21 protein-coding genes and 1 pseudogene are annotated in these 26,106 nt (G+C 47.5%); 12 read left to right on the top strand and 10 right to left on the bottom strand.

Features of this window, described 5'->3' with window-relative positions:
- Together DFQ01_RS32295 and DFQ01_RS21025 are read left to right on the top strand one after the other, a co-directional pair.
- Window positions 1-148: pseudogene (locus tag DFQ01_RS32295) on the top strand (transposase); the annotation flags it as partial.
- Window positions 108-317, top strand: coding sequence for a transposase (locus DFQ01_RS21025; protein ID WP_174812787.1), 210 nt, complete (start codon window positions 108-110; stop codon window positions 315-317). The pseudogene DFQ01_RS32295 and the gene DFQ01_RS21025, both read left to right, overlap by 41 nt.
- An 82-nt stretch (window positions 318-399) precedes the next feature.
- On the opposite strand, the gene DFQ01_RS21020 is transcribed toward DFQ01_RS21025, so the two are convergent.
- Window positions 400-978 carry a restriction endonuclease gene (locus DFQ01_RS21020; protein ID WP_110045881.1) on the bottom strand — a complete coding sequence of 193 codons (579 nt, stop codon included), beginning with the start codon at window positions 976-978 and terminating at the stop codon, window positions 400-402.
- Between the two features lie 276 nt (window positions 979-1,254).
- Here DFQ01_RS21020 and DFQ01_RS21015 point away from each other — a divergent pair, with 276 nt between their 5' ends.
- The 6 genes from DFQ01_RS21015 to DFQ01_RS20990 all read left to right on the top strand — a co-directional run bounded on the left by DFQ01_RS21015 (window position 1,255) and on the right by DFQ01_RS20990 (window position 6,661).
- Window positions 1,255-1,557: a hypothetical protein gene (locus DFQ01_RS21015; RefSeq protein WP_146216906.1), complete on the top strand. Its 303-nt coding sequence runs from the start codon at window positions 1,255-1,257 to the stop codon at window positions 1,555-1,557.
- On the top strand, window positions 1,547-1,870 hold the full coding sequence (locus DFQ01_RS21010) for a hypothetical protein (RefSeq protein ID WP_146216905.1): 324 nt from the start codon (window positions 1,547-1,549) through the stop codon (window positions 1,868-1,870). Before DFQ01_RS21015 ends, DFQ01_RS21010 begins: the two co-directional genes overlap by 11 nt.
- 434 nt (window positions 1,871-2,304) lie before the next feature.
- Window positions 2,305-3,744 carry a SpoVR family protein gene (locus DFQ01_RS21005; protein ID WP_110045888.1) on the top strand — a complete coding sequence of 480 codons (1,440 nt, stop codon included), beginning with the start codon at window positions 2,305-2,307 and terminating at the stop codon, window positions 3,742-3,744.
- Between the two features lie 662 nt (window positions 3,745-4,406).
- Window positions 4,407-4,718 (top strand): DUF4183 domain-containing protein, encoded by a 312-nt coding sequence (locus tag DFQ01_RS31405; protein ID WP_217490359.1) that lies wholly within the window; start codon window positions 4,407-4,409, stop codon window positions 4,716-4,718.
- A 73-nt stretch (window positions 4,719-4,791) separates the two neighbouring features.
- Window positions 4,792-5,076 (top strand): DUF4183 domain-containing protein, encoded by a 285-nt coding sequence (locus DFQ01_RS20995; protein WP_110045877.1) that lies wholly within the window; start codon window positions 4,792-4,794, stop codon window positions 5,074-5,076.
- 487 nt (window positions 5,077-5,563) lie between these two features.
- The gene (locus DFQ01_RS20990) at window positions 5,564-6,661 is read left to right on the top strand and encodes a peptidylprolyl isomerase (RefSeq protein WP_110045876.1); all 1,098 of its coding nucleotides are present in this window, start codon (window positions 5,564-5,566) and stop codon (window positions 6,659-6,661) included.
- A 77-nt stretch (window positions 6,662-6,738) separates the two neighbouring features.
- Here DFQ01_RS20990 and DFQ01_RS20985 read toward each other — a convergent pair whose 3' ends face one another.
- Complete coding sequence (locus DFQ01_RS20985) at window positions 6,739-7,731, bottom strand: cysteine peptidase family C39 domain-containing protein (RefSeq protein WP_110045875.1); 993 nt, start codon at window positions 7,729-7,731, stop codon at window positions 6,739-6,741.
- A gap of 13 nt (window positions 7,732-7,744) precedes the next feature.
- The gene (locus DFQ01_RS20980; RefSeq protein ID WP_174812788.1) at window positions 7,745-8,521 is read right to left on the bottom strand and encodes an RNA polymerase sigma factor; all 777 of its coding nucleotides are present in this window, start codon (window positions 8,519-8,521) and stop codon (window positions 7,745-7,747) included.
- 352 nt (window positions 8,522-8,873) lie between these two features.
- On the opposite strand from DFQ01_RS20980, the gene DFQ01_RS20975 reads away from it, so the two are divergent.
- Window positions 8,874-10,475: an MDR family MFS transporter gene (locus DFQ01_RS20975; protein ID WP_110045873.1), complete on the top strand. Its 1,602-nt coding sequence runs from the start codon at window positions 8,874-8,876 to the stop codon at window positions 10,473-10,475.
- Window positions 10,476-10,481: 6 nt separating this feature from the next.
- Window positions 10,482-11,081 carry a PadR family transcriptional regulator gene (locus DFQ01_RS20970; RefSeq protein ID WP_110045872.1) on the top strand — a complete coding sequence of 200 codons (600 nt, stop codon included), beginning with the start codon at window positions 10,482-10,484 and terminating at the stop codon, window positions 11,079-11,081.
- Window positions 11,082-11,165: 84 nt separating this feature from the next.
- Here DFQ01_RS20970 and DFQ01_RS20965 read toward each other — a convergent pair whose 3' ends face one another.
- Together DFQ01_RS20965 and DFQ01_RS20960 are read right to left on the bottom strand one after the other, a co-directional pair.
- Complete coding sequence (locus DFQ01_RS20965) at window positions 11,166-13,727, bottom strand: endo-1,4-beta-xylanase (RefSeq protein WP_174812789.1); 2,562 nt, start codon at window positions 13,725-13,727, stop codon at window positions 11,166-11,168.
- 361 nt (window positions 13,728-14,088) lie between these two features.
- Window positions 14,089-14,754: an ABC transporter ATP-binding protein gene (locus DFQ01_RS20960; protein ID WP_110045870.1), complete on the bottom strand. Its 666-nt coding sequence runs from the start codon at window positions 14,752-14,754 to the stop codon at window positions 14,089-14,091.
- 308 nt (window positions 14,755-15,062) lie between these two features.
- Between DFQ01_RS20960 and DFQ01_RS20955 the strand changes: the two genes are divergently transcribed.
- Window positions 15,063-15,686, top strand: a complete 624-nt coding sequence (locus DFQ01_RS20955; protein ID WP_110045869.1) for a hypothetical protein — start codon at window positions 15,063-15,065, stop codon at window positions 15,684-15,686.
- Between the two features lie 175 nt (window positions 15,687-15,861).
- Here DFQ01_RS20955 and DFQ01_RS20950 read toward each other — a convergent pair whose 3' ends face one another.
- Entirely contained in the window at window positions 15,862-16,899 is a 1,038-nt protein-coding gene (locus DFQ01_RS20950) for a glycoside hydrolase family 88/105 protein (protein WP_110045887.1), read from the bottom strand.
- Between the two features lie 166 nt (window positions 16,900-17,065).
- On the opposite strand from DFQ01_RS20950, the gene DFQ01_RS20945 reads away from it, so the two are divergent.
- Entirely contained in the window at window positions 17,066-17,935 is an 870-nt protein-coding gene (locus DFQ01_RS20945) for a helix-turn-helix transcriptional regulator (protein WP_110045868.1), read from the top strand.
- 301 nt (window positions 17,936-18,236) lie between these two features.
- Here DFQ01_RS20945 and DFQ01_RS20940 read toward each other — a convergent pair whose 3' ends face one another.
- From DFQ01_RS20940 to DFQ01_RS20925, 4 genes are all read right to left on the bottom strand, one after another.
- Entirely contained in the window at window positions 18,237-18,581 is a 345-nt protein-coding gene (locus DFQ01_RS20940; protein WP_110045867.1) for a hypothetical protein, read from the bottom strand.
- Between the two features lie 104 nt (window positions 18,582-18,685).
- Window positions 18,686-19,180: a hypothetical protein gene (locus DFQ01_RS20935; protein ID WP_110045866.1), complete on the bottom strand. Its 495-nt coding sequence runs from the start codon at window positions 19,178-19,180 to the stop codon at window positions 18,686-18,688.
- Window positions 19,181-19,265: 85 nt separating this feature from the next.
- Complete coding sequence (locus DFQ01_RS20930) at window positions 19,266-20,033, bottom strand: hypothetical protein (RefSeq protein WP_110045865.1); 768 nt, start codon at window positions 20,031-20,033, stop codon at window positions 19,266-19,268.
- A gap of 2 nt (window positions 20,034-20,035) precedes the next feature.
- Window positions 20,036-26,101 carry a S8 family serine peptidase gene (locus DFQ01_RS20925; protein ID WP_245946817.1) on the bottom strand — a complete coding sequence of 2,022 codons (6,066 nt, stop codon included), beginning with the start codon at window positions 26,099-26,101 and terminating at the stop codon, window positions 20,036-20,038.
- Between the last annotated feature and the right edge of the window lie 5 nt (window positions 26,102-26,106).

Below are 26,106 nucleotides of genomic sequence, written 5' to 3'. Positions count from 1 at the left end.
GGACCAACTCTGCTTGCCAATGGATCTCGAAGAGGACATTCCCTCGAATCACCTCGTTCGTGTCGTCAATGCTGCCGTAAATCGGCTGGACGACAAGATCTTCGCCAGTGCTTATCCTGGCGGTGGCCGAGACAGTTACCATCCCAAGTGAACCGGAGAGTGTGTTTGGGCAAATAAAGAATAACCAGGGATTCCGGCGGTTTCTGCTTCGAGGCTTGCAAAAAGCAAGCCTTGAGGTCGGGTGGCTATCGCTTGCCCTTAATTTGTTCAAGAAGGTAGCGGTAGATAGAAAAATAGAAATGACGGTTCAGGATTGACCTCCCTGAACCGTCATTTCTTACTTTTTTCAATAAATTGATCTAGCTTATGAGTGAGCTGACCTACTTTTGGGACAGCCTCTTATACTTGAGGCAATGGCAGCAGTTCGCCCACGCTCTCCCGTTTATCATCTAGATAGTCCATCCATATTTCCACCAATTGCGTGCCGTTAATGAGATCGATGTTAAGCCCTTTGGCATAGGCATACGCATTCGGAGTAAACTTACTTGTGGTCACTACGTACCCTCCTACCGCATCCTGCTTCATCATCTGAGAGTGAATGATCGCGATAGGCTCATAACCAACTGGATCTTTGCAGCATTTCACTTGGCCAAGATAAAGCCCTTTGTCCGCTTGCTCCTCGATATCAATCCCATAATCGCCCGAACCTTTGGTGACGAATGTTCGCCCACCACGCACGGAAGTCATAATGTCCGCTACAAAATGCTCGAACAGCAGCGGGTCTTCTTCCTTATCTGCGTCTTCTTCTCTTTTGAAACGATTATATAATCCGATCCTCAATGTCTCCTTCATATCTTCATGCGAAGTAAAAGCCTCAAGTGCATGCGCACGATAGCTATTCAGTAATTTCCTCTGCTTATAATCCCGGAATAGGAGATAACAAATTGCTGCGATAGACAAGCTTAATAGGATATTCATACTCATCCTCCTTCTAGCCTTCAGCCTGTCCATAACGCTGGCCGTTCAATCCAATCTATCTACTGACTAAGCAACGCCAAGGTGCTTCAATTGGTGCATGAAAAACCCGACTCCAATCTAATCCAGAGGATTAAATAATTATAATTCATATGTCATTTCATCCGTCCCTTCATAGATAATACTATTTAAACGAATGAGCTAAATTAGCTTCCCATACCAGTGGTATATTAGCAAACGTGCTGTTGTGGTACAATGGATGAAAGGACGGTGATGGTGATGTCTTTATCCAAACACGAACTGGAGCAGAGCTTTAAAGACAAGTCCGTTGTAGAGCTTGAAGATCTCGTTCATCTTATCGAAGACCATTTCGGATACGATGTTCGATTAACTCGTAAGGAAGATCCCTCCCGCTTAACCGATATTCAGAAGAAGAAGATGACTGCAGCAATCTTCAATGATCCCGATGTCATTCATCAACTAACGCAAGCTGAGTTAGATCGGCAAAGAGGCATCTCTACCTACAGTGATGATGAGGAAGAGTTCGCACGCCTGATTGCCGAGGTCAAACATGACAAATAATCGTTACACGGTTCTATGGTCAAGTCATGCAAGAGTTTCTCTTGCACATATGCAGACATTCAAGGTGGATCCGATGAACGTCTTCCGCCGTTCCAAATCCATACTATCCTCAGAACCAGATAACAAGGCATATGGAATCTCGGACTTCCCTGGCTTTTCATTTAACGGCTATGCATGGACACTAGTCGGAAATGTTGTCATTGTATATAAGGTTGATGCAGCGATGCACAATGTTTATGTGGACGCCTGTTATTTCGCTAACTCTGGCAATGCTCATCATATCTTCTGGGGAATTGATCCCGATGAAGAATAAAGAATGCCAAGAAGCATGCATTGAAGCAGTAGTCTTGGCATTTTGTGTCCGTATTTATTTTCCCTCGCGATAATTCAACTTGCGTAATCGTATTAGCTCCGCAACACGCTCACGCTCGTTTTCCAAACAATAGACATATATCCACTAGCTGACTTTTCCCAAATAGAGCCCTTTGTCTGCATATTCCTCTATATCGATACCGAAGTCATCTGATCTCTTCGTGGCAAGGTTCTTCAACCGTGCACTGACGTCATAATGTCCGCCAGCGCCTTATTCATTTTTCGCAAATCAAAGCATGCATAACCGATTTCTATACGATATCTACCATTATATCTTCTATACTACTTTCCTTTTGGTTTAAGCAGGCATATCCTCCTCCCCTGAGACATACCTATGGTATGAAACGTATTATCTCGCTCGGAGGGATCATGCCGATGAAACAAGATGAAATTCGCCAGCTCGAACGGGCGATTGATGAAATTACAGAGATCGCCCAAGGGTTCGGCCTCGACTTTTATCCGATGCGCTACGAGATCTGCCCCGCTGACATCATCTATACGTTCGGGGCGTATGGCATGCCAACTCGGTTCAGTCACTGGAGCTTCGGTAAGACGTTCAATAAGATGAAAATGCAATATGACTTCGGTCTGAGCAAAATTTACGAGCTCGTCATTAACTCCAACCCGTGCTATGCTTTCCTGCTCGACGGCAACTCGCTCATTCAGAATAAGCTGATCGTCGCTCACGTGCTTGCGCACTGCGATTTTTTCAAAAACAATGCCCGTTTCAGTCAGACGAACCGGAACATGGTCGAGAGTATGTCCGCCACCGCGGAACGCGTTGCGCAATATGAGCTGGAATACGGCTCCGAGCGGGTCGAGAAGTTCATTGACTCCGTTCTTGCCATCCAGGAGCACATCGATCCGACAATCATCCGTCCGTACAACCTCGACAAGACGCGTTATATCGAAATGCTCGTGAAAGAAAATGCCCGATCCCTCAACCAACCGGAGGTCGAGGGCGCTTACGACGATCTGTGGTCGCTTGATCCATCGGACAACAGCGAGAATGCTCAGGATGCGAACACCATCCGGTTCCCGCCAGAGCCGGAGAAGGATCTTGTCTGGTTCATTGAAGAGTACTCCACCATTCTCGAGGACTGGCAGCGCGACATCATGTCGATGCTCCGTGATGAGATGCTGTACTTCTGGCCGCAGCTCGAGACGAAGATTATGAACGAAGGCTGGGCTTCGTACTGGCATCAGCGGATTATCCGCGAGCTCGATCTGACGAGCGAAGAAACAATCGAGTTCGCTAAGCTGAACAGCTCCGTTGTCGTGCCGTCACGGCATACGCTGAACCCGTACTACCTCGGGTTGAAAATCTTCGAGCACATCGAGAAGCGCTGGGATAATCCGACGCAGGAGGAGCGCGATCGGTTCGGCATGAAGCCCGGCAAAGGCCGGGAGAAAATCTTCGAAGTACGCGAAGAGGATGCGGACATCTCGTTCCTGCGCAACTACCTCGACAAGCAGCTGGTGAAGGATCTGGATCTGTACGTTTTCGAGAAGAAGGGTCCGGAGTGGAAAATTACCGACAAAACGTGGGCGAACATCCGCGATCAGCTCGTCACCTCCCGCGTCAACGGCGGCTTCCCGAGCATCGTCGTGCAGGACGGCGATTTCAACCGCGTCGGCGAAATGTATCTGAAGCATCGCTACGAAGGCGTTGAGCTCGATCTCAAGTATCTGGAGCGCACTCTCCCTCATATCGTATCGCTGTGGGGCAAGTCGATTCACCTCGAGACGGTGATCGAGGATAAGAAGATCGTGTTCAGCTGCGACGGGAAGAAGACGAGTCGGAAGTTTATTTGACCGAGCTTTCGAAACGATAGAAAACAACCCGTCTTGAGCCAACAAGACGGGTTGTTTTTGCATTTTCATCCAGATCGTCTTGCATGCCGAAATAGGCTGCCCCATCGGCTTATCTATATCGTCACCCACGCATTTGTTAATAAATAGAAACAAATACAAAACGTAGTTCATTCGTCCACTCTCCGAATTCGCTTACCGCATAAGAATAGGGCATACGCACCGCGTTCCTAAGGAGAGTGATTTATTTGAGGCGCCTGAGCAAAAGGAACGCCCGATTGAGAAAACGTAATTGCGGACGTTTGACGCGGAAGCGTGTATCTGCAAATAAAGACAAGAAACCAGCACGCATTAGAAAACCTCTTCTGAGTAAACGTAGATCAGGACACATCAAGCGTTGCAGGAAAATGATTCAGCCGCCCTCGCCCCATCATTCACTCGAGGTATCTGATCCATATCTTGTTCAGGTCAGCCCGGTATTACTTAAAGACGAAACCCGATACGTTTCCTTCGAAGAAACGAAGGCAGGATATGCAGGCCCGCAAGGGGATACGGGTTCAATCGGTCCTCATGGTCCGCAAGGAGATACGGGTCCGACCGGACCGCAAGGACCTCAAGGACCTCAAGGACCTCAAGGACCTCAAGGACCTCAAGGGAGCGTATCAGTGCCGGCAATCGTCGTCACATCGTCCATAAACCGCTATTTCTATATTCCGGATATCGATCTTGATTTAATATCGTCGATTACGCTTCCCGCCAATCTATTTACGGACGATACAGGAAATGCAGCAGCTGAATTTATAGGGCTCGGCCAAGGCAGCTATAACAACCTGTATGTCAATGGGATCATGCAGCCCGGCGGCATATATACCGTTAGCCCCGCCTCTTTGTTTTTTCCATCGCAGGACAGCATGATCTATGCCGGAACGTCGATCGTATTAGAAATCGTTCAATTGACTGCGCATGTCGACAATTAGAATATTTTGGAAAAATAGCCCTCGCATTGCTCGTCCATTTGGAATCTACTAGATGAGAAAGGAGTGATGATATATGCCAATCGTACAACCGTATCAAAATACTCGGAGATTCACTGCCACAATCGGTGATGGAACGGGTACAGGCGCGACGTTTGCAATCGCAGCTACAGTATTCACGAACGACACAGGGGGTACCGCAACAGCATTTCCGGGATCGTTCAATTATTACAATCTGTACATTAACGGGGTCATGCAAACGAGCGACACTTCGACAGTGACAACCACTACGCTCACTATCCCGGGAGGCGACGCTCTGGACCCCGGCGTTCCGATCATGGTTCAGTTTGTCGTCTCCTAAGGCTAGCCGAAATTAACTTTGTTGGACAAGGCTGCCTCACATCTTAGGCCCCTCGGGGCCTTTTTTGTGTGGACGACCGTTGAACCTGCGCCGCTTCTGCGGCGGATGAAAGATTGATCGGAAAACCCGAGAGTCGATTAATGACTTTTGGGATTTGCTTGTGTTCCGCGTTCCGTGTTCCGTTTTCAACACGTTCTTACGGTTGCAACAGAGCTTATTAGGTTGAAAAAGCGTCATTCCCAGCTCTAACAGTTGCTATATTGCTTATGGGATCATTTTGAATACATAAATGGGCCTCCAGCATCGGATAACCTTTGTCGCAACCTTTAGCGCTTCATTCGTGCCAATAATGCTGCAATAGGCGCTGTGGCGACCGTTACATCCAGCATATCGCTCCAAACGAAATGATAGGATATGTTCTTGCAGAAATTCACTATATAATGGTACTTGATAGACACATTCATCGAAATGGGGTCATTAAGCGATTATGTACAAGCTCAAGCACGTCATCGTTTCCTTCTGCGCGGGCGCATTGTTCTTCAGCGGCGTCAGCTATGCGGCGGATCCTAGCAAGATTGAGGTTATCGTCAAACCGTTGAAATTGTTCTTCGACGGCGTCGAGAAGAAAGTGCCTGACTCGCAGCCGAGCATCGTGTACAACGGCACCACATATGTACCGCTTCGTTTTGCAGCGGATGCGTTTGGACAAGGTGTGCGCTACGACGGTGCCAAGTCGTCCATCTACTTCACTACGCCGAAACAGCAGTCGGGCACCGATCTCGTTGCGACCGTTAATGGCATAGGTATCCAGCAGCAGCAGCTGTTCGAAGCACTCATTAAAGGCGGCAATGGAGATACGGTTCTCGGAGGGCTTATTACATACGAGCTTGTAAAGCAGGAAGCTGACGCACGCGGTATCTTGATCACCACGGACGATATTCAACGTGAACTGAACAATATCATCAATAACATGGGCTCCCGTGAAAACTTCGAGTTAGCGCTGCAGCAATATCATATGACCGAAGATGATCTCTATCCTGATCTGCTCGAGCAGGCTCAGCTGCGCAAACTTCTCCTTGCACAAATTAACATAACGGACAGTGCCATCCGTTCTTATTACAATCAGTACAAAGACTCGTTCAATACACCGGAGCAAGTACATGCCTCTCATATTCTTGTGGCGACTAAGGATGAAGCCGACGCGATCTATACGCAGTTGATCAATGGCACCGACTTCGCAGCGTTAGCGAAGGAGAAATCGATCGATACAGGGTCTGGCGCAAATGGTGGGGATCTCGGATATTTTGCACGCGGGGTCATGGTTTCTGAGTTCGAAGACGCTGCATTTTCGCTCAAGGTCGGTGAGATCAGCTTGCCCGTACAGTCGCAGTACGGCTATCATCTCATTCTTGTAACGGATCATAAAGCGGCTGTCACTAAGACGCTCGAGGACGTCAAAGATCAAATTAAGGAGACGCTAACCTCTCAGAAAATCTACGAATTGTCTCCATCCTATATCGACGAGCTCCGCGCCAAGGCAGACATTAAGAATCTACTGGGAACAAACAGTACAAGCAGCAAGTAACTTTATTTGCACAAAAAGAACAGCCGCCACGCCGGACTCCCTCCGGGCCGTGTGCGGCTGTTTCACTATTCTGAGCATTACGCCTCTGCCATGTTCAATTGCTCAAGCAGACGCTCTAACACGGCAATGCCAGCTGTCTCGCTGTCTCTCGCCACCGTCAACAGCTTAATCGCTTCCGCCGCTTGAACAGGGTCGTTGGGCTCGCCGCCATGCGGGAACGGGAAACGCAGTTGTAACGCGCGAAACGCTTCAACCACCCGTTCGAAATGCGGCAGCGCCTCCTGCGACAAGCTGCGAATCGCCAATTGTTCCTGACCGTCTCCGGTCCACTTCTCAGACAGTGAGCGAAGGAACTCCACCGCATACTCCCTTGCGTCACCAACAATTCTGGCGTTGTCAGCATTACCGAACGGATTGACCTTCCCACCTTCGAAAGCTTGTATCCACGCATCATAACCCGCCAAACCGTGCTTGAACGTATCCGATAAGGTAGGGGCCTTTCCTCGAGCGAACTGCACAATGCCAGCGAGCGCTGTCTTGAGCGCCGCCAATGGGTCCACCGTCAGCTCTCCAATGATTCGCAGCATAAAGACGAACTTCATCTGAAGCTCATTCAGCTTCGCATACGGCAGCGGACCGTCCTGCGCTCGGTCGCTGCAGTACAGCTCCTGCTTCTCATCGTCATAGCCGTAAATAACGCCGAATTCTGCCGTAAACAAGCTCCAGCCGATAGCAGGTATGCCGCGGTCGATCGTCTCTTGGGCGAAACGAATAGCCTGCTCCAGCTTCTCCAGCGGCGCCGGGGTTGGAAACCCGTACAGCTGCTCGGCAGCGAAGCCAAGATTGTTCAGACCCTTCTCGAGCAGTTCCGTCGGAGAGAACATCGTTGGCCCCGCAGGGCTTACATCCTCAGGATGAATATTGATACGGAAGGCATGTCCGGTCAGTCCCATCACATCCGTGAGCGTATAGCTATCCTTCTGACTGGTATACTGCAGCACGGCATAAATGGCACCTGCCGCAGCCGTGTACGTTCGGTTCTTCCGTTCTTCTTGCGTTATCCCCGTCATCTCTTTTCTCTCCTCATAATCGGACTGGCGGCGCAAGCACGCGTCTCGTTGGACGACCTGCCTGCTTCTTCTCTTCCGCATATCCTCGAAAATAGACGCGAATTCGCTCTCGCTGCACCTTTTTACGCGAACGAGAGATCGACGTATGAACAGCGCCAACCGACATGCCGAGCGCATCCGAAATTTCGATAGGAGACAATTGACGGAATACATGAGCTTCGAACACGGCGCGCTCCTTTGCATTCAAGCATAAGAGCAGTTCATACAGCCCTTCGAACATCTCCTTGCGCATTAGTCGGGCCTGTGGGTCCGTCTCATTGTAAGGCACCTCGCCATGCCGCTCGACTATTCGGAATAACATCCGATCAAGAAGCGAGCAATCATTCCACTCTTCTTCCGTGAGCTTGCCCAATCGGTGCGCAATCTCCGAGAAGGTGCTTGCTCTCCCGCCAGGACCGCTCCTGCGAAGCTTCATCATCGCCTGGTTGCGAACGATGCGCTCCAGCCAATACCGGAATCGGCTCGGCTCCATCAACGTCTCGATTCGTAGAAAAGCCGACACTAGCGCCTCTTGTACGATGTCTTCCGCAAGCTGCCCGTCCCTTGTAATCGTCGAGGCTACCCCTAGAGCTCTTGCCCGATGTCTGCGCACCAGCTCGCCGAACGCTTCTCGGTCACCGGTCCGTGCCAGCTCGACCAACTGCTCATCCTTCAACTCGGCTGCTGCGCCCTCATTGTCGAGCTCATCTTCGACGCTGCCCCACGCTGCAGCTTCCGTCACAACATGCATTACCGTCACCTCCTCCCGACTCATCTCGTCATCCGTCGATTCGCGGATGTATGATAGATGCCACTCGCACGGCAATCCTTACAGGTTCCGAACTATTATTTTTATTTTACCCCAATATCAGGTAGTAGGGAGATTATTCCATGCGAATCAAATCAAATACTAGCGCTATTCGCATCTAAGTCCTTCCTCCATCTCCACTCAACCGGGAAAAAATTTAAGATCACGTAAACCGACCATTTCCTGCAAATAAGGGAAGCGAATCTCCAAAATTAGCGGTTGTAATAAACTCAAATTTGAGTATAATAAGCAACGGCAATGAAATATTTGAGTCATACTTGAAAGGAAGTTGACAATGGATGCAAAGAAAAGCAACGTGAAGCTGGTCGTCGCAGGCCTGCTCCTCGGGCTGTTCATGGCATCGCTCGATCAGACGATCGTCTCGACCGCGATGACCACCATAATTAAGAAGCTTGGGGGCTTCGAGAGTTTCGTGTGGGTGTACTCCGCGTACATGATCGCGATGGTCGTCTCGACGCCGATTATCGGTAAATTGTCCGATATGTACGGACGCAAACGCTTTTTCCTATTAGGACTCGTACTGTTCATCGCAGGCTCTGTCCTATGCGGCACCGCTCAGAACATGGATCAGCTCATCATCTATCGGGCCATTCAAGGGATTGGCGGCGGCGCGCTGATGCCGATCGTATTTACGATTATTTTCGACCTGTTCCCAGCTGAGAAGCGGGGCAAAATGATGGGTCTGTTCGGCGCCGTATTCGGCATCTCCAGCGTGTTCGGCCCAATCTTGGGCGGCGCGATTACAGACAACTGGAGCTGGCGCTGGATTTTCTACATCAACGTTCCAATCGGCATTCTTTCGATTCTGTTCATCGCACAGGCTTATCATGAGAATAAGAATCCGCGTAAGCAAAGCATCGACTGGCTCGGCGCTATTACGCTCACAGCTGCGATTCTGTTCCTGATGTTTGGTCTTGAGCTCGGCGGTACGGACGGATGGGCATGGGATTCACTGAAGACGATCTCGCTGTTTATCGCTGCTATCGTGTTCCTCGGCTTGTTCCTCCTTGCTGAGAAGAAGTCGAAGGATCCGATCATCAAGCTCGGCCTGTTCGGTAACAAGCTGTTCACGAGCAGCATGATGATTTCGCTCTTGTACGGCGGCGTTATGATCGCAGGCGCAACGTATATTCCGATTTTCATCCAAGGCGTATTCAACAAAACAGCGACTGAAACGAGTACCGTACTTATTCCAATGATGCTTGGCGTCGTCGTCAGCGCCCAAGTCGGCGGACGAATCGCACACAAATTCGCATACCGCAGCGTTATGCTCGTATCCGTATGTGTACTCATCATTGGCACATCGCTGCTCGGCTACGCGCTCAGCGATGAAACGAGCCGTCTGGTCATTGCACTGTACATGATCATTATCGGTCTCGGCATGGGCGTATCGTTCTCGCTGCTTAACATCTCGACACTTAACGCCGTTCCGCCGCAATTCAAAGGTTCGGCATCGTCGCTCATCATGTTCTTCCGTACGATCGGCTCCGCACTTGCCATTGCCGTGTTCGGCGCGACGCAGAAGCATAATTTCCAAGAGGGTATCAGTTCCCTGCCGAACTTGAGCCCAGAGCTCGCTGAGAAGATCAAAGGCGGTCAAGCGCTGCTCGACCCTGAGGTACAGCAGCAAATGGGCATGCCAGCAGACGTTGTGAAATTGCTAATCGGCAAGCTGTCCGACTCCATTATTCACGGTGTATTCCAATGGACAGTCCTACTGCCGGTCATTGCATTCGTCTTCGTACTGCTGATGGGCCGCGCACGTCTAGAGCTGTCGAAGCCAGGCACGCAAGGCGCACCAGGCGGTCAAGGTCAGGGTCCTTCCGGTGCCGCAGGCGGCGCAGGCAAGCCAGACCCATCCTACCAGAAAGGTTGATCGATCATGTCAATGAGGCTGCTAGTTCTTGGACTGCTTATGGAAGGCAACAAGCATCCTTATGAAATCAGACAGACGATCAAAGCCCGCAACTGGAATGAAACGTTCAAGCTTCGCGACGGCTCGCTGTACTATGCCGTAGACCAGCTCCGAGAAGACGGACTGGTCGAAGCAGCAGAGATCGTGCCTGTTCCGGGCGAGAATCGTCCGGACAAGACGATTTTCCGCATTACGGACGCTGGCCGGGAAGCTTTCATTAAGCTCGTCCATCAGCAGTTCGAGCAAAGCTCCTATCCGCAGCATCCGGTCTTCATGGCGCTGCCGTTCGTGCGGCACTGTGAGCCGGAATCGATTATTGCTCACATCGAGAAGCAAATCGCAAGCTGTGAGGAGCGGCTTGCAAGACTGCGAATGATTTACGAGCTGAAGAGTCCATATATTCCAGCGGGTTCGTCCATGTTCGTCCGCGGCTGCATTCAATTCAGCGAGACGGAATTGAACTGGCTCAATGACGCGCTGGCGGAAGCCCGCTCCGGTAAGCTGTTCGAGGGTCCCAAGTGGTCCGCCGAGCAGATCGAGGCATTCCGTAAAGAAATGGGATTTTAAACACATAGAAGAAGCCGTCAGGCAGCGGAATATATCCGGCTGCTTGACGGCTTTTTCATTTGAACATACCCTATACTTATTCGATTAAGACGGCTCAACGCCCCACACTTTAACGCCGCTCTGGTACAGCGTGACCTTCGTCCAATCCGTGTATGTCGTCTTCGTCGCGTCGAACGAGTAATCGTTCGCTTCGTTGAAGGTCGACCAATCCGACTTATGCATGCGCAGCTGAATCTCGCCCGTCTGTGCACCAGGCTGGAGTGTTCCGGCCGACGACGAGAAGCTCAGCTCGACGTAGGTGTCAGCGTTCGTAGCGGACAACGTGCCGAACGTACGCAGCACATTGCTGCCGCCGATTTGCGCATAGTCGATCCACGAAGTCATATCCGCTGTGCCTTCCTTCGTGAAGTAGTAACGGATCGTCAGATCGCTAAGGTTGATTGCGGTCGTGCCTGTATTTTTAATATTGAAAAATGGCTGGATTGCGTTATCGGTTGCGTTCGTATTCCCTGCGCGGTATTGAAGCACGAGGCTCGACGTTCCGGTGCTGCCAGCCGTAGGCGTAACGCTCGCTTGTGAGGAGTTCGCGCTTTCGCCCGCACTGTTCACTGCGCTGACCACATAGTAGTACGTCGTGCCATTCGTCAGTCCTGTATTCGTGTAGCTCGTCGTTGTGACGCCCGTTGCTACCGTAGTATACGTACCGCCGCTTGTCGTCGCACGCTTGATATTATACGACGTTGCGCCGGATGAAGCCGTCCATGTGAGTGTCGCCTGTGTGTTACCTGCCGCCGCCGCTACACTCGTTGGTGCTGCCGGCACAGTCGTGCCACTCGTCGGCGTCACACTCGCTTGTGTAGAGTTTGCACCTTCGCCATTCGCGTTCACAGCGGAGATAACGTAGTAATAGGTTGTACCGTTTGTGAGTCCCGTGTTCGTGTAGCTGGTCGCCGTTACGCCTGTCGCTACATTCGTGTATGGACCGCCGCTCGTCGTTGCGCGTTTGATCGTATACGAGGTCGCACCTGTCGATGCCGTCCAGCTCAGTACAGCTTGCGCGTTGCCCGCTGTCGCCGTTACGTTCGTCGGTGCCGCCGGAACCGTCAATGCATTGACAAGCGACCAGTACGCAGACTTCGATTGAAGATTATCATCGAACAGCAGCGGCCAGTCGAGACGAGTGACTGGAGATGTACGCAGCCAGCTGTGAGCATCGTCTTGCCCCCAGAACGTAACGTTCGAGATCTGATCCTTATACTTCTTGAAAATCTCAAACAGCGCGGCATACCGCGTTGCCTGCTGAGTCGCAAGGGTAGTCGACAGCGACGTGTAGCTCTGGCTGCTGCTCGTATAGATACTCATATCGAGCTCTGTAATTTCTTGCGTAACGCCGAGATCCGAGAATTTCACAATCGAATCCTCGATTTGGCTGAGCGCCGGGTAATCGATATTGATATGCGTCTGCTCGCCGATGCCGTCGATTGGAACGCCTTTGGCTTTCAGACGCTGGACGAGATCATGCAGGAACTGCGCTTTGGCCGGAATATGCGTGTTGTAGTCATTAATGAACAGCTTCGCATCCGGGTCCGCAGCATGCGCGTACTCGAATGCTTTCTCGATATACTCATCGCCTGCGATCTGGTACCATAGGCTTCTCCGCATCCCGTCGGATTGCGATTCGTCAATGACCTCGTTCGCGACATCCCACGCATAGATCTTGCCTTTGTAGCGGCCAACGACGGCGTCAATATGCGCTTTCAACCGCGCATACAGCACTTCCTTCGTTACGAGCTGGCTGTTGCTGTCGTAGAACACCCAGTTCGGCGTCTGGTTGTGCCAGACGAGCGTATGACCGCGAACCTTCATGCCGTTATCGACCGCGAATTGCACGGCTTCATCTGAGCTTGTGAAGTTGAAACTGCCTTCCGTCGGCTCTGTCGCATCCCACTTCAGCGCATTACCTGGCGTTACGCTGGCGAAATGCTTTTTCATTAAATTCGCGTTCTCGCCGTACATCTCATCATTCGTGAATGCCGTACCGATCGGGAAATACGAAGCGAATGCCGTCTTCAGCGGCGTAATGCTCGCCTCGATTGGCGTCGCGCTCTTCTCGACGATGGAGAAATCGTCCACATAGAACGAGATCGTCGCACCCGCGGATTCAAAATAAATCGACAGCGCATCCGCCGCACTACTCAGCCGATACGTTGCCTCTACCTTCACCCAATCGCTTGCGCTCGCAGACACCGTCGCGAGGTTCTCGTACGTCGTTGTCGTGCCAACCGTCTTCTGCATCGACAGCGTCACATTCGTATTCGCCGTGCCGGAAGTCAGCTTCACATAGCCGGTCACCGTGTAGCTTGTCCCAAGCGTGAACTGGGACAACACATCCTTGCTCGCACCTTGGTAAGTTGCCGTTCGGTTCGCAACGAGCATCCCTTGCGATCCTGAACGTGCACCGGCCGTCCCGGCCAATGTAACGCTCTCACTGCCAATGCGTGGGGCCCAGCCCTGCAGCGTTCCGTCCTCGAACGTACTTGTTAATTTCACCGTATCTGCATGGGCAACCGGCAGCGTACTGCTCGGCGGCACGATTACCGCTGCTGCCAGCACGACGCCTAGTGCGGCAATTCCTAATTTTCTCACACAATTAACTCCCTTCTTATCGTTCATACTTCCCTATGCTGTTCATGCGTACTTGTTGTGTCTGGATGTGATATAGCTATCGCTTGTCTTAAGCGTGCTTTCCCCTCCTCTCCTGTGCGCGCGGCGAGTGATATGGGGCACTGTTACCGCTTTCACTACCAAAGAAGTTATCGTGAATCGCAGCATTGTCATAGGCAATTTGATGACTTGTTAATGGTAATTTGGGTACTAAATGAAAAAAACATGAGAGCGCGGCCCCCATGTTTTGTCGTTGCAATCGATATGGTTCAAAAGTGAAGTGACCTCCTCTCGCTAATAGGGCCTCGCAGCAGAGTATGAAGCTCTCCGTCTCTCACTTCTCCTACGCAATCTTCCCATCACGGATCGAGATGATCCGCTCCGCGCAGGCAGCTACGGCATGGTCGTGGGTAATCAGAATGATCGTCATGCCATTCTTATGCAGGTTGGCGAGAAGATTCATAATTTCAATTCCATTACGGGTGTCAAGCGCACCAGTCGGCTCATCCGCCAGCAGAATAGAAGGAGAAGCGACGAGCGCCCGGGCTATAGCGACTCTCTGCTGCTGCCCGCCTGACATCTCAGACGGCTTGTGACGGACATGGTTGCTTAACCCTACGGCCTCCAGCATATCCAGTGCAGCTGCCCGTCTTACTTTGCCGGACTTCCCTTGGTAAACAAGGGGAAGCTCAACATTCTCATAGGCAGATAACCCCGGCAGCAGGTTATAGTTCTGAAAAACAAACCCAATCTTCCGGTTCCGCACGTCCGCCAATTTATTATCGCTTATCGCCGATACTTCTTTTCCATCCAGCCAATACGAACCACCATCCGCTTTGTCCAAACAGCCCATAATGTTCATCAGCGTCGATTTGCCCGAACCGGAAGGCCCTTGAATCGCCACAAATTCCCCCTGCTCCACCTCAAGCGAAACCTCGTTCAGCGCCGTAAACCGTTCCCCGCCCATCCGAAAAAACTTCGTAATATCCGTCATTTGCACGATTGCCATCCTGATCCCCCTTTACTATAGAGGCTATTCAGGAGGCTCGGTTTATTTTCTACTATCTTATTGAAGCTGCGAAAGTTGAGCAACTAACTTCTCCCTCAATTCCAACTATGCAAAACCAGCTCAGTAATATACAATAGATTCTATGATTTATATAAAATGGTTAATTTAAGTATCAATTACCAAACCGGAGAGGATGTGATTGGGCTGATAAATACGAGCATCATCTATCAAAATAAAGGAGGTGACCCTAAAGAACATTTCAGATTTTGCATTTCCTTTCAACTACTAGGATCATAGGAGTGTGGCAAATGAACAAACTGCTTTCTTTCAGATCTTTTCGAATTGTTATGGCTTGCTTGCTGCTTTTGGCATTTTCCGTACCAGCGACAGTTTCCGCCAGCAATCTTGGAGATCGGCTCACTATAGGCAGCAGCTTTGCGAAAGGCGACTATCTCGCCTCCCAAGACGGCAGATTTGCGGCCATTTGGCAGAATGACGGGAATTTTGTCATCTATCAGAATGGTTCTTCTATATGGAGTACCAGCACTAACAATAGTTCAGCCATTTCGTTCAAGTTTGAACCGACTGGCAAACTGGTGATGTACACATATGGCGGATCTTATCAATATGTATATCAATATGCTTACCGCTATGGATTCAATCCTACAACATTGCAATACGAATATTACTGGGGTTGGGATTGGGATTATATCTGGGTAACTAATTATTCAACTCAGCAACCCCTTTGGTTAACCGATACCGCCTCATGGATTCCAACTCATCACGGCAGTGGTTTGCCAGCTAACACAACTGGTGACACTCTGGTCATGCAAAATGATGGTAATCTGGTTCTCTATAACACAACCTTAACAAATACCTACTATCCCAATAGTTGGATTCCTGTCTGGGCTTCAAATACGGGCGGGCGCTAGATTGGAGAGAGAGCCGCATGCAAATGCGGTTTTCTTATCTGTGAAAAGAATGATGAACGCAGGAAGAGTCTCATCTTTGACGGATGAGACTCTTCTGTAAAATGGCGATAGGATGCCTGGGAAACGAGTTTATCGTTTCCATGTATAACGTACTCAACTTTCGCAGCTCTGCAGTTTATATGGCACTAACCACTTTCGTATTCTGAAGCAGCGCGACCAAGTAAGCGAGCGTCAAGCCTTGGCCCCAGCCTTGCAGACGCTTCTTAGAGATAACCTTGTAATCTTCTACACTATGCATAACAGCAGTGCCCGCCGATACATTGCGAACCGAGCCGTCATCGTCGATGTTGGCCAGAATGCCCTCATACGCCTTCGCCATATAGTTTTGATGAAGCGGATGCGCGTAGATCGTCATCGCAGCTGCAATACCAGCGGAAGCGGACGTTTCTTCATAAGAGGACTCATCGTTCAGCACCGTACGCCACAATCCATTCGGCGACTGCAAGCGGACGAGCGAGCTCAACTGATCGCCTACTGCCCCGCCGAGTTGCATCCACATCGGCATGAATGGATTGAGCATTTTGTGCGCTTGCGCCATCGTATAAGCCGCCCACGCATTCGCTCTGCCCCAATAGATGCCGGACAGATGATCGCCTCTCACATTATCCCAAGCATGGTAGAACAAATTCGTCTTCGTATCCTGCAGAAACTCCTCATGCCAGTAGAATTGGTTCAGCGCATCCTCAATGTATTCCTTATTGTCCAGCTTGAAGCCAAGGCGTAGCAGGAAATACGCAGCCATGAAGAGCGTATCCGCCCATGCTTGCTCTGGGAAATCATTCTTCGAAGATACGGTATGCTGGAATACGCCTTCCCCGAATCGAATTGCATCCTTGCGGAGATATTCCGCTTTCATCAGTGCAAGATCGAGGTACTTCGCATCGCCTGTCGCCTCGTGCAGCGTCAGCATCGTATGACCCATCGCACAAGCATTGACCATCATTGGCGGGAGTCCAAGCTCTAGATACTCGTCCACCCAATGGACCAAATAATCGATATAATCTTGATTCTTCGTCACTTCCCAAGCTTTAGAGATCCCGTAGAAAGCTACGCCACAGGACCAATTCCATGTAAAATCCATCTCCATCGTTCTGCGTACAACGCGATCGATCAGCTGTTTAACTTCCTCTTCGTTGCAATTGAATTTGCGCATCGAATCCATCTCCCACCGTAGTGTCTGCTCTTCCCATTCCTTGTTCATGCTTCGAGATTAGCATAAGATAGGTGTGATTTCTCCGCATTTATGCGCAGTTATTCAATAAACCATGCAAATATTGATATAATAGACTTAGCTATCTTCAGGGAGATGAGAACTTGCCATGACAACCATCCAATCACTGCCCGACTCGCTGCGCTTCGGGTCGATGACCGAGCCCTTATGGATTGAGTTCGACCGAAGAGTCGGCTATCATTCCATGAACGAGACACACTACCATCGATCGTATGAAGTCTTTTATCTATATAGCGGCTCTAGAAAGTTCTTCATTCGCGACTCCGTCTACCACATCCAGCCGGGCGACATCATACTCGTCGACTCCAACGTCGTCCACCGAACCTCTGAGCTGAGCGAACCGAATCATGAACGTGCTGTCCTGCACTACGACCTTCCGTTCTTTAACGGAATGGCACCGGAGGAGACGGAGCTGCTGCTCGTTTCCTTCGCCGCGGATCATCCGATTATCCGGTTGAATATCCAAGAGCAAATGCATGTAGAAGCGCTGCTTGGTTCACTGCTGGGAGAGTTGAATGAACGTCCGCCAGGCTACTTGCTGCATGTTCGCAACAAATCAACTGAGCTGCTGTTGTTCATCGCTCGCTATATCCTGAAACGTAAGGCCGCGCCCGACAACACCCTTTCACCTGTCCAGCAGAAGGTTACAGCGATAACCCGCCACATTAACGAGCACTTCATGGAACCGTTGTTACTGGATGATCTCGCGAAGCAATTCTTCATTAGCAAAGGACATCTGTGCCGCGTCTTCAAGGAGGTCACCGGCTTCGGCTTCAGCCAGTACATCAATATCACTCGAATCAGAGAGGCGGAGCATCTCCTGCGGTCAACGGATTGGAGCATTACGTTAATATCGGAGCAATGCGGATTCGAGAACTTCTCGCACTTCGGAAGGGTGTTTAAGAAGATGGTGGGGATGAGCCCGAGGGAGTTTAGGGGGTTGGAGAGGGAAAATTAGAAAGTTATTATTTTCCATATTTCCTTAGGACGATGTATCAATGGAGGGATCTTTTTTATATGAAGGACGAAAGTAATTACAAGGACTATGACTCTTTTAAAGTGCTGCGTGAACAGGTCATGACTATATTACCATTACATTTATGAAAGCTACGAATGGACATTAAAAGAGATGACTTTAGGTAAATTCAAAAGCCATCTCTTGGCAACTTCAGGATTATAGAAAATGGGATTTAATCTTGCATAAATGAAGTTTCAGTTTATTGTTACACTCGCAAGTGATAATTATTATATTTCTATCCTCAATATTCTTCTCCCTCGTCACCGATTACGTAGGCATTGAGAAGAAGTGCAATTTGCTTCATTTTTTGAATTACCTTTGCATCAGGATATTTCACTACAATTCGTCCATCACGAAAGTCTAAGTAAGTTTGAGTAGTCTTCCCTTCATCTTCAGTATAGCTTAGAACAGCAATTCCATTATTATAATAATGAAGTTTACTGGAATCGAAGCTCTTCTCTAATTCATTAACAAAGTGGATGTTGGTATCGTGAGAAACAATTGTTCTCCATTCAATTTCTGTAATCGGACTGGACATACTCCTAAACCAGGGTTTTATTTTGGTAATATGAACATCGTAACCCATGTTACACCTCTCCAATACCAATAGATTCATACTACTATCTATCAACTTACCTTTTTCGATATTCGATTTATTAAATTAACACTATCTCCAGTGTGACGCCAATATTATTTTGAGAACAAATCGGCTAATTTTCCGGAAGATTTTCTGAATATAATTGTCAACATCAATGCGGTGATAGGTATGATAAACACGTAAAGTTCTCCAAAATCAAAATCTGAATAACTCTTTATAACAAAGAAGATAGTGACCCCTAATAATTGGATTGTAGTTTTAACTATAAAAATTGTGAAGATTATCTGCAAGCAACAAAACACCATGTACGTTAATTCTCTCGAACAAAGCGAGACTTCCCTCTCTGCTCCATTAACGCTAAAGGCAAATCTTTCAGCTTTAACATAAAGAATTAATCCAATAATAAGTGAAGCCATATTCGAAAAAAGAAGCTTCCCATTAGCCAAAATGTAAAAATGTTCAAAACTATTGACTCCAAAGTCCGTTATTAAAATTACAGTAGAGATGCCACCAGAAATACAAATATAACTAGCATAAAGCCTGAATATAATCTTTATTATTTGAGTATATGTTATATTATTTTCCACCAATTATCACTCCCACTTCTTTGCTTACAAGGAAGGGACACTAGGGGAATGCATCTGCTAATCCCACCTATGTGCCCCATCATTATTATTTAGTTTTTAATAACTCTTTAACATTTTCTGCGACTAAATCTAAATTTGTAGCACTTCTAAATGCCCATTGTCTATTTCTATTCTCAACATCTTCATAATTTAACGGGTTTGAGTAAAGTTTTACAAAGTATCCTCCATTTTTTAATGAAAGTACTTCTTCACACTCACTAAAAGCCTCGAACTCTTTACGATTAAAGTAATTAAAGTATTCGTTTCCATACCACATCATTGAGCAAGAGCCGAACCAAAGACCTCTATAATTATGATTGTGTCCTGGAAACTGCTCTATATCAACATTCCATCGATTTCTCATCTTTGGTATTGGAATAACTTTTATATCTTCTAATGAGCGATTACGACGCTTATAAACATCAACCGAACTATTATTTTGCCAAAAATGATCTTCAGTCGACACAATATATGCAAACAAACCATTGTTACTTACAAAAACCTCTGTGATTTCCTCAAAAAGATCACTAGAACTAAATAATTCAAAATTAATTCTACTGAAGAAAATTATTTGATTATTTTCTTTATTAACTGTCATACTATTTCCCGATGAATCTGACAGTGTGAAAATAAATGAAGGTTGTTCTGTGAAGATTGAGTTAATAAAGTCTACTAGCTTATTCTTTGTGTATACATCATCTAGTACATCAATTCTATTTGGACTAAACTTTAGTAGTTTTTCTAGACATAAATCTATATCAGAAATTTTCAGATTATCATACACTAACTTTAATCTAAATGATATTTCACTCATTTCTAAAACTCCTCTACTTGTATTATTATACCATTAGCATCTGCAAGCTCTTTTAGATATTCAATGTCTATATCATCTGCCTGTCCTGGCTTGACCCAAATATCTAAGATTCTGTTCTCATTCGCTACCTCCACTCCATCAACTTGAATATTAGCATCTCTTAATGCTATTACATAGTAAGTTAATTGCAGATACATTGCGTCTCTATTCGCATATGCTTTTGAGTCTGTATCCATAGTTTTAACACTGATCACCGTGTGATCTCTATCATAAAAATCAATGACAGGAAAGTAACCACCCATCAATGCTCCAACATTATCCCAGTCTGCATAATAAGATGTAGCTAAGAAGTATTCGATTAGCTTTCCTCTCTCAGTAGGCGAGAGACTCCAAGCTTTTTTACTAGCAAATATTTGTGTTACATATTCTCCAGCCATTTGACCTATAGCTTCTCCTGGGGTAGCTGGTTGGGATGCAGCATAATTATACATGAGCATAAGTGAATCCCAAAAACCTGGTGTATCTAGAAGGATTGTGTACTTTCTTTTTCCCTCCACATCAGTTGTCCATTTTACTTTGTGATTACCTGATGGATCTAGATAAATAAGCGGATTATTCTCCACATACGTATAAAGATTCAACGTCAAGGGATTCGTAATATCCCCTTCATACGTATCCTTATTTATAAAACGTCCCTCACTTGGATCATACCAGCGGGCTCTCAAGTATTGAAGCTGTGTCGTTGAATCCCACATCTCGCCTGAATACAGGAACGGATTGTACACCTTCTCGGACACTATATTAGGGCTACCCCATAGATCATAGGTGTATTGATTGACGAGTCCTCCGCTCTTATCGCGCAGCTCCGTCACATCTCCGTGCCCGTTGGTTAAGTAGTAATAGTTCTGACTCTGGGCGTCTATTGTACTGATCAGCCCGTTACCACGAACGTATTGCGCCTTCACGGATACAGTACCATCTGAATTGACGAGACCGATTGCCACTACATTCGTACCATCATAATAATAGCGGTTTTTCACGCCACTATCATCACGTTCATATAAGAGGCCGTCTCCGTTGTACGTATATTTTACCACTTTACTATCAGCGGTTGTAACTTGTGTCAACTGATTCCAATCATCGTATTGATAGGAAACCTCAGATGCCGTTCCAAGTGTCGCTGAGGATTGGAGTGTCGTCCGATTCCCTCTGCTATCGTAAGAATAGACTTCGCTATTGAGACTAGAGGTTTGGATTCGATTCAGTCCGTCATACGTAAATGTGCCGCTCTTGACATTATCTCCGGTTTCATTGAGCGATTGCATATTGCCATTCTTGTCATACGTATAGGAGTAGCCTTGGGTCGTGCTTGAACCGTTCTTCTTCTGCGTAAGAGAAGTTAGATTTGCACCATTGTATACGTATTCCACCGTATATCCGTTGCCGAGCGTCGACATTTTGGCCAAACCGTTCTTATAATAGTCATAATGTGCTGCTGTTGCGGAGCTCGATTTGACCGTGTCCAATTGGTTCATGTTGTTGTAGGTATACCCGACATTCAGACCGAATAGGCCGCTCATCGTTATCCGGTTTCCGTTCTCGTCATACGTGTATGTCAACGACTTCGTATCTGGGAATGTTACATTGCTTAACAGATTCCGATATGAATCATACTGGTAGGAGGTCGTCCCCGTTCCATCGGTCATCGTTTTGCGGTCTCCGTCCGCAAAATACGTATAGCTGATCGTGGAATTCGGTGATTGCTTGGACATTAACCAGTTGCGTGCATTATAGACGTAGTTGAAGGTCTGACCTTTAAGATCGGTTGTCTGAATGACATTTCCGTTACCGTCATAGAAGGTCTTGTCGGTCTTGCCATCCGGTCCAGCCTGTTTAATCAACCTTCCTAACTCATCATAAAATTTCGTGTCTTGTGTTTGATCCGGATGAATGATAGCCGTAACCAGATCCAAAGGATTGTACTTATACTGCGTTACTTCTGCTGCTCCTGTTTGCTTATCCGGTATTTGCGTAACCGAAGTTAGTCTTCCCAGAGCATCATAGCTGTAGGTGGTCTCGTTCTGATTCGGATCCGTCTCCTTTATTGTCAAACCAATAGAATTATACTGGAACGATTGGGTAGTCACTTCGTTTTTATTGGTCGTAGTCGTTACTGATACGAGTTGTCCCAGCTTGTCGAAGGTTTGAACCGATTTGTTCCCTTCGGCATCAATACTAGTCTTCGTTCGATGAATAACATCTTCTTCCTCGCTGCTCACACCTAAGTTCGGAGCAGTCACAGTAACTTTCGTACCCGTCGGAAGCAACTGATACCCGTAAGTGGTACGATTGCCCTTGGCATCTTCGGACCAAGCCAGTCGACCGTAATCATCGTAATCCTGTTTGGAGACGACATTAAAGACTGTAGTCAAATATCCTGTGGACTGCAACCGTCCGAGTGGATCATAGTCTATCTCTTGTTTCCTACCTTTTTCATCGGTAGATGTAATCGTGTTCTTCGTATCCGAATAAGCGACGGAAGCTTTTGTCACGCCTAAATCTGACAATTTCGGATACTGGATGCTCGTAAGCCGCCCGTATAGATCATAGGCATAGCTCGTCGTATTTCCATTTCCGTCCGTAATACTAGACAACAAACCGGTTTGAATATCATAGGTACCGCTAACGGCAACTGTTGAACTCGCACTATTGGCATCTATAACGGAGTTGGTTTGCTTTGTTGGAAACGCAGATTTATATGCCGTGCCATAGGTTAATGTCTGTGTATTAGTACTTACACCATCTGATACACTGGCAGATACGATATTCCCATAAATGTCTCGATCATAATGATATTGTTTAAGCAATGTTCCGTTATAGCTATTTTGTCTTAAATAAATATCAGCGATCCCGCCATACGAATCACGTTCATACGTCGTAACTAGCGTTTGCGTGGCGTCGATCGGTTGGGTGACCCTGTATAGCAGATGTGTCGAAGCGTCATAAGACTGCTGCGTCGTCACATTTAATGCATTTGTAGTAGAAGTAATATGCCCATAATCGTCGTATACCTGCGTCGTTACAACGGCCTCCGACTTCTCTTGCGTTTGCGTATTCGTATTCTGAATGGTAGTCGTATTCGGTATAGGCTTCAAAGTATCATTATATTGATAGCTCTGCGTTTGTTGTAAGCCCCCCGCAGTTGCGGACACGCTGGTTAACGCAAATGCCGTCGTGGTGGAGAGAGCCTTGTAATCTCTCAAGTACGTGAAGACCGTCGAACTCAGCCCATCCGACATTGTTGAAGAGAAAGTTTTGCTTGTATTATATTCACCACTCCCCATATCTGCATTGTAGGAGAGCGTTTGCACATTGACATCTCGCGTTGTCGGTGAATACAGCGCATCGGTATAATGATCATAGCGTTTGGTAAGACGGTATACTTCTCTCCAAGAATTTTGTTGATTTCTTGTAGTTGGAGCATTCTCGTACTCATAATGTGTCACGACTCCAGTAGGCCCTTGAACAGCAGTTAATAAGGCATATTTGTTCGACCCTGGCGTTCCCAAGTTTTCTTTGAAGTCTTTGATCTCATATTCATAATTTGTAGTGTTACCTTGTACATCCTTTACTGAACTTAATGTTTCAATCGTGCTTTGTTCATATGGTTCGGCCGGATTCGTATATGTCCCTGACGATTTCGTATAGATGACTTGCTTACTTCCAAGCGTCAAAGTGACCTGGGTAGGCGTGTAAGCAATATTAATTGTATTTCCTACGGGATCTTGAATGCTGGTCAACACATCCACATAGGAACCTTGCGTGGAATACGTGAACGTGATCGCGTTCTGATAATTATCCGCAATTTGAATCACTTTCCCACCCGCTGAGAAATAATACGTCAAACCTCCAGTTACCTTAACTGCAGTAGTTGACTGTACCCCATTCACAGTGATGGAAGTATTTGATGATACGGCGATATCATTCCAAGGATACTTCGACAACTTCGTCCCATCGATTTGGTAAGTCCCTTTCCCAGGCAGATGAAGGAATCTCAAACTTACGCCGTTTTCCTTCTCATACTCGATATATGGAACATTCCAGGACCAGCCTTTACCAATCGGAAATTGTATCTCATCCGCCGGTTGCCCCCATAGACGAGACTTGAACCCAAGATAGACTTCAGAACTCTGACTATAAACGAAACTCGGGGTTGAGGAGACTCCTACTACATTCCGAGTATAAACGCCTTTGCTATCTGGTCCTGACCAATCTGTTGTCGCATAGACTTGCCCTACTTTAGAGCCCAAATAGCTTCCGAACCGTTGCGCTGACCATACATTATTCATAAGACTGCCGCCAGAGTAAGGTTCTGCAGCCGAATTATAGGACACTTTTCCGGTGCTGTCAGATCCAGCTACTTTAGTTGGCTGTGTCGTGTCTGTCTTCGTTTCCTGATATTTGAAATAATTGAATGTGATGTTACATACACAATATAGGAAAGGCTCCATGTTTTCCTTATAGAAGATAGAATCTTCGGTGCTATAGGTACGGCTGAGTGTAAAAGACAAGCCATTCCTACCTGGTAATGTAAGATCGCCAGCCGAGATCGACAATCCGCCCGTCATCGTTGAGATGTCTTCGTTTAGTGCAGATTGAACCGAGTAAGGGGCTTGATCGGTTTTGAAGCGCATCGCCTGAAGACCTAGCTGTGAATTAGCGTCCAACGTATACGAAGCTGCTGGTTTAATCAATTGTTCTTCTAAAGGTTCATCATTGTCTGGAACGAATTCTGTCACCGTCTCAGGGAGATTCATGATTGGCAGATCACTATCGGATGTTTGGTCATCCGGTATATCGATCGGTGTAGTCGAATTCGCATCGTCTATAATGTTCATTACGGCTTGATAGGCATTAACCAGTCCATGTCCATAAACCGTCGGATCGCCAAGTGGTTTAGCTGTGGATTGCAGCTGGCTGCGCAGTTCATCTACGGTCAATGCCGGGCTCTTCTCTTTCAGAAGCGCCGCTACTCCTGTTACCTCTGATGCGGCAAAGGAAGTCCCGCTCTCCGGAATCCATTGATCCTCGAGGGACAAAACATCAACGTTGACGCCAGGTGCGACTAAATCTACTTTCCCCCTGTTGGAGAAGTCGGCAATCTGATTATTCGAATCGACCGCCCCTACCGAAATGACAGTGTCATAAGCTGCTGGATAACCGGCTTGAAAAGCTTGATCGTTGCCTGCTGCCGCGACAACTAATATGCCGTTTTGTTGGGCTTTATCGATCGCTTCCTTCAGTGCCTGCGAATAGGCCGTTCCCGTAAAGCTCATATTGATAATATCCATATGATTATCAATAGCCCAATCAATACCTTGAATGACTTGACTGTATGCGCCCGCCCCAGTCTGGTCCATAACTTTTACCGCATAAAGCTCTACATTAGGAGCAACACCTACTAAACCTTGCCCATTCCTAAGAGCGGCTAGCACACTTGCCACCGCCGTACCATGTCCATTCAAGTCATCATAAGTAGATTCATTGTCAACGAATGATGCCCCGCCACTAACAAATAGATCGCTAGATTCCGTATTTACACCCGTATCAAATACCGCGACCTTCACGCCTTGACCGGATACATTCTCTTCGAATGCTTTAGGTACATCGATTTGAATTTCTGAGAGACTAAAATCTTCGTCCGCCTTGTTAATTGCGGAATCCGGTTCAATATATTCCACATTGTCGTCCTGTTGAAGCGCGATCAGATCCTCTGATGTGAGCTCAACCTCAGTAAGTGAAATATTCTTATAATGTTTCTTTTCTTTCTTTGTTCTCTTGTCGAGGCTCTTCTTTCCTTTATCTGCATCCTTGAATTTAACAAGGTAATTCCCGTTTTCGCTTACTACTTGAGGTGTATCCGTTGCAGCCTCTGTTGCTTTGTCAGCAGAAACCTCACCTAAGCCATAAACATTGGACGAAAGCATCGAAATAATAAGTACGAATATAATAGGGTACTTGAATCTAAATTTTCTCACACCAAAACCTCCAACTAGAGTTAATCGCATCAACG

This window comes from Paenibacillus cellulosilyticus (assembly GCF_003182255.1).
Lineage (GTDB): Bacteria > Bacillota > Bacilli > Paenibacillales > Paenibacillaceae > Paenibacillus_T > Paenibacillus_T cellulosilyticus.
This window is presented reverse-complemented; position numbering and strand designations above follow the sequence as displayed.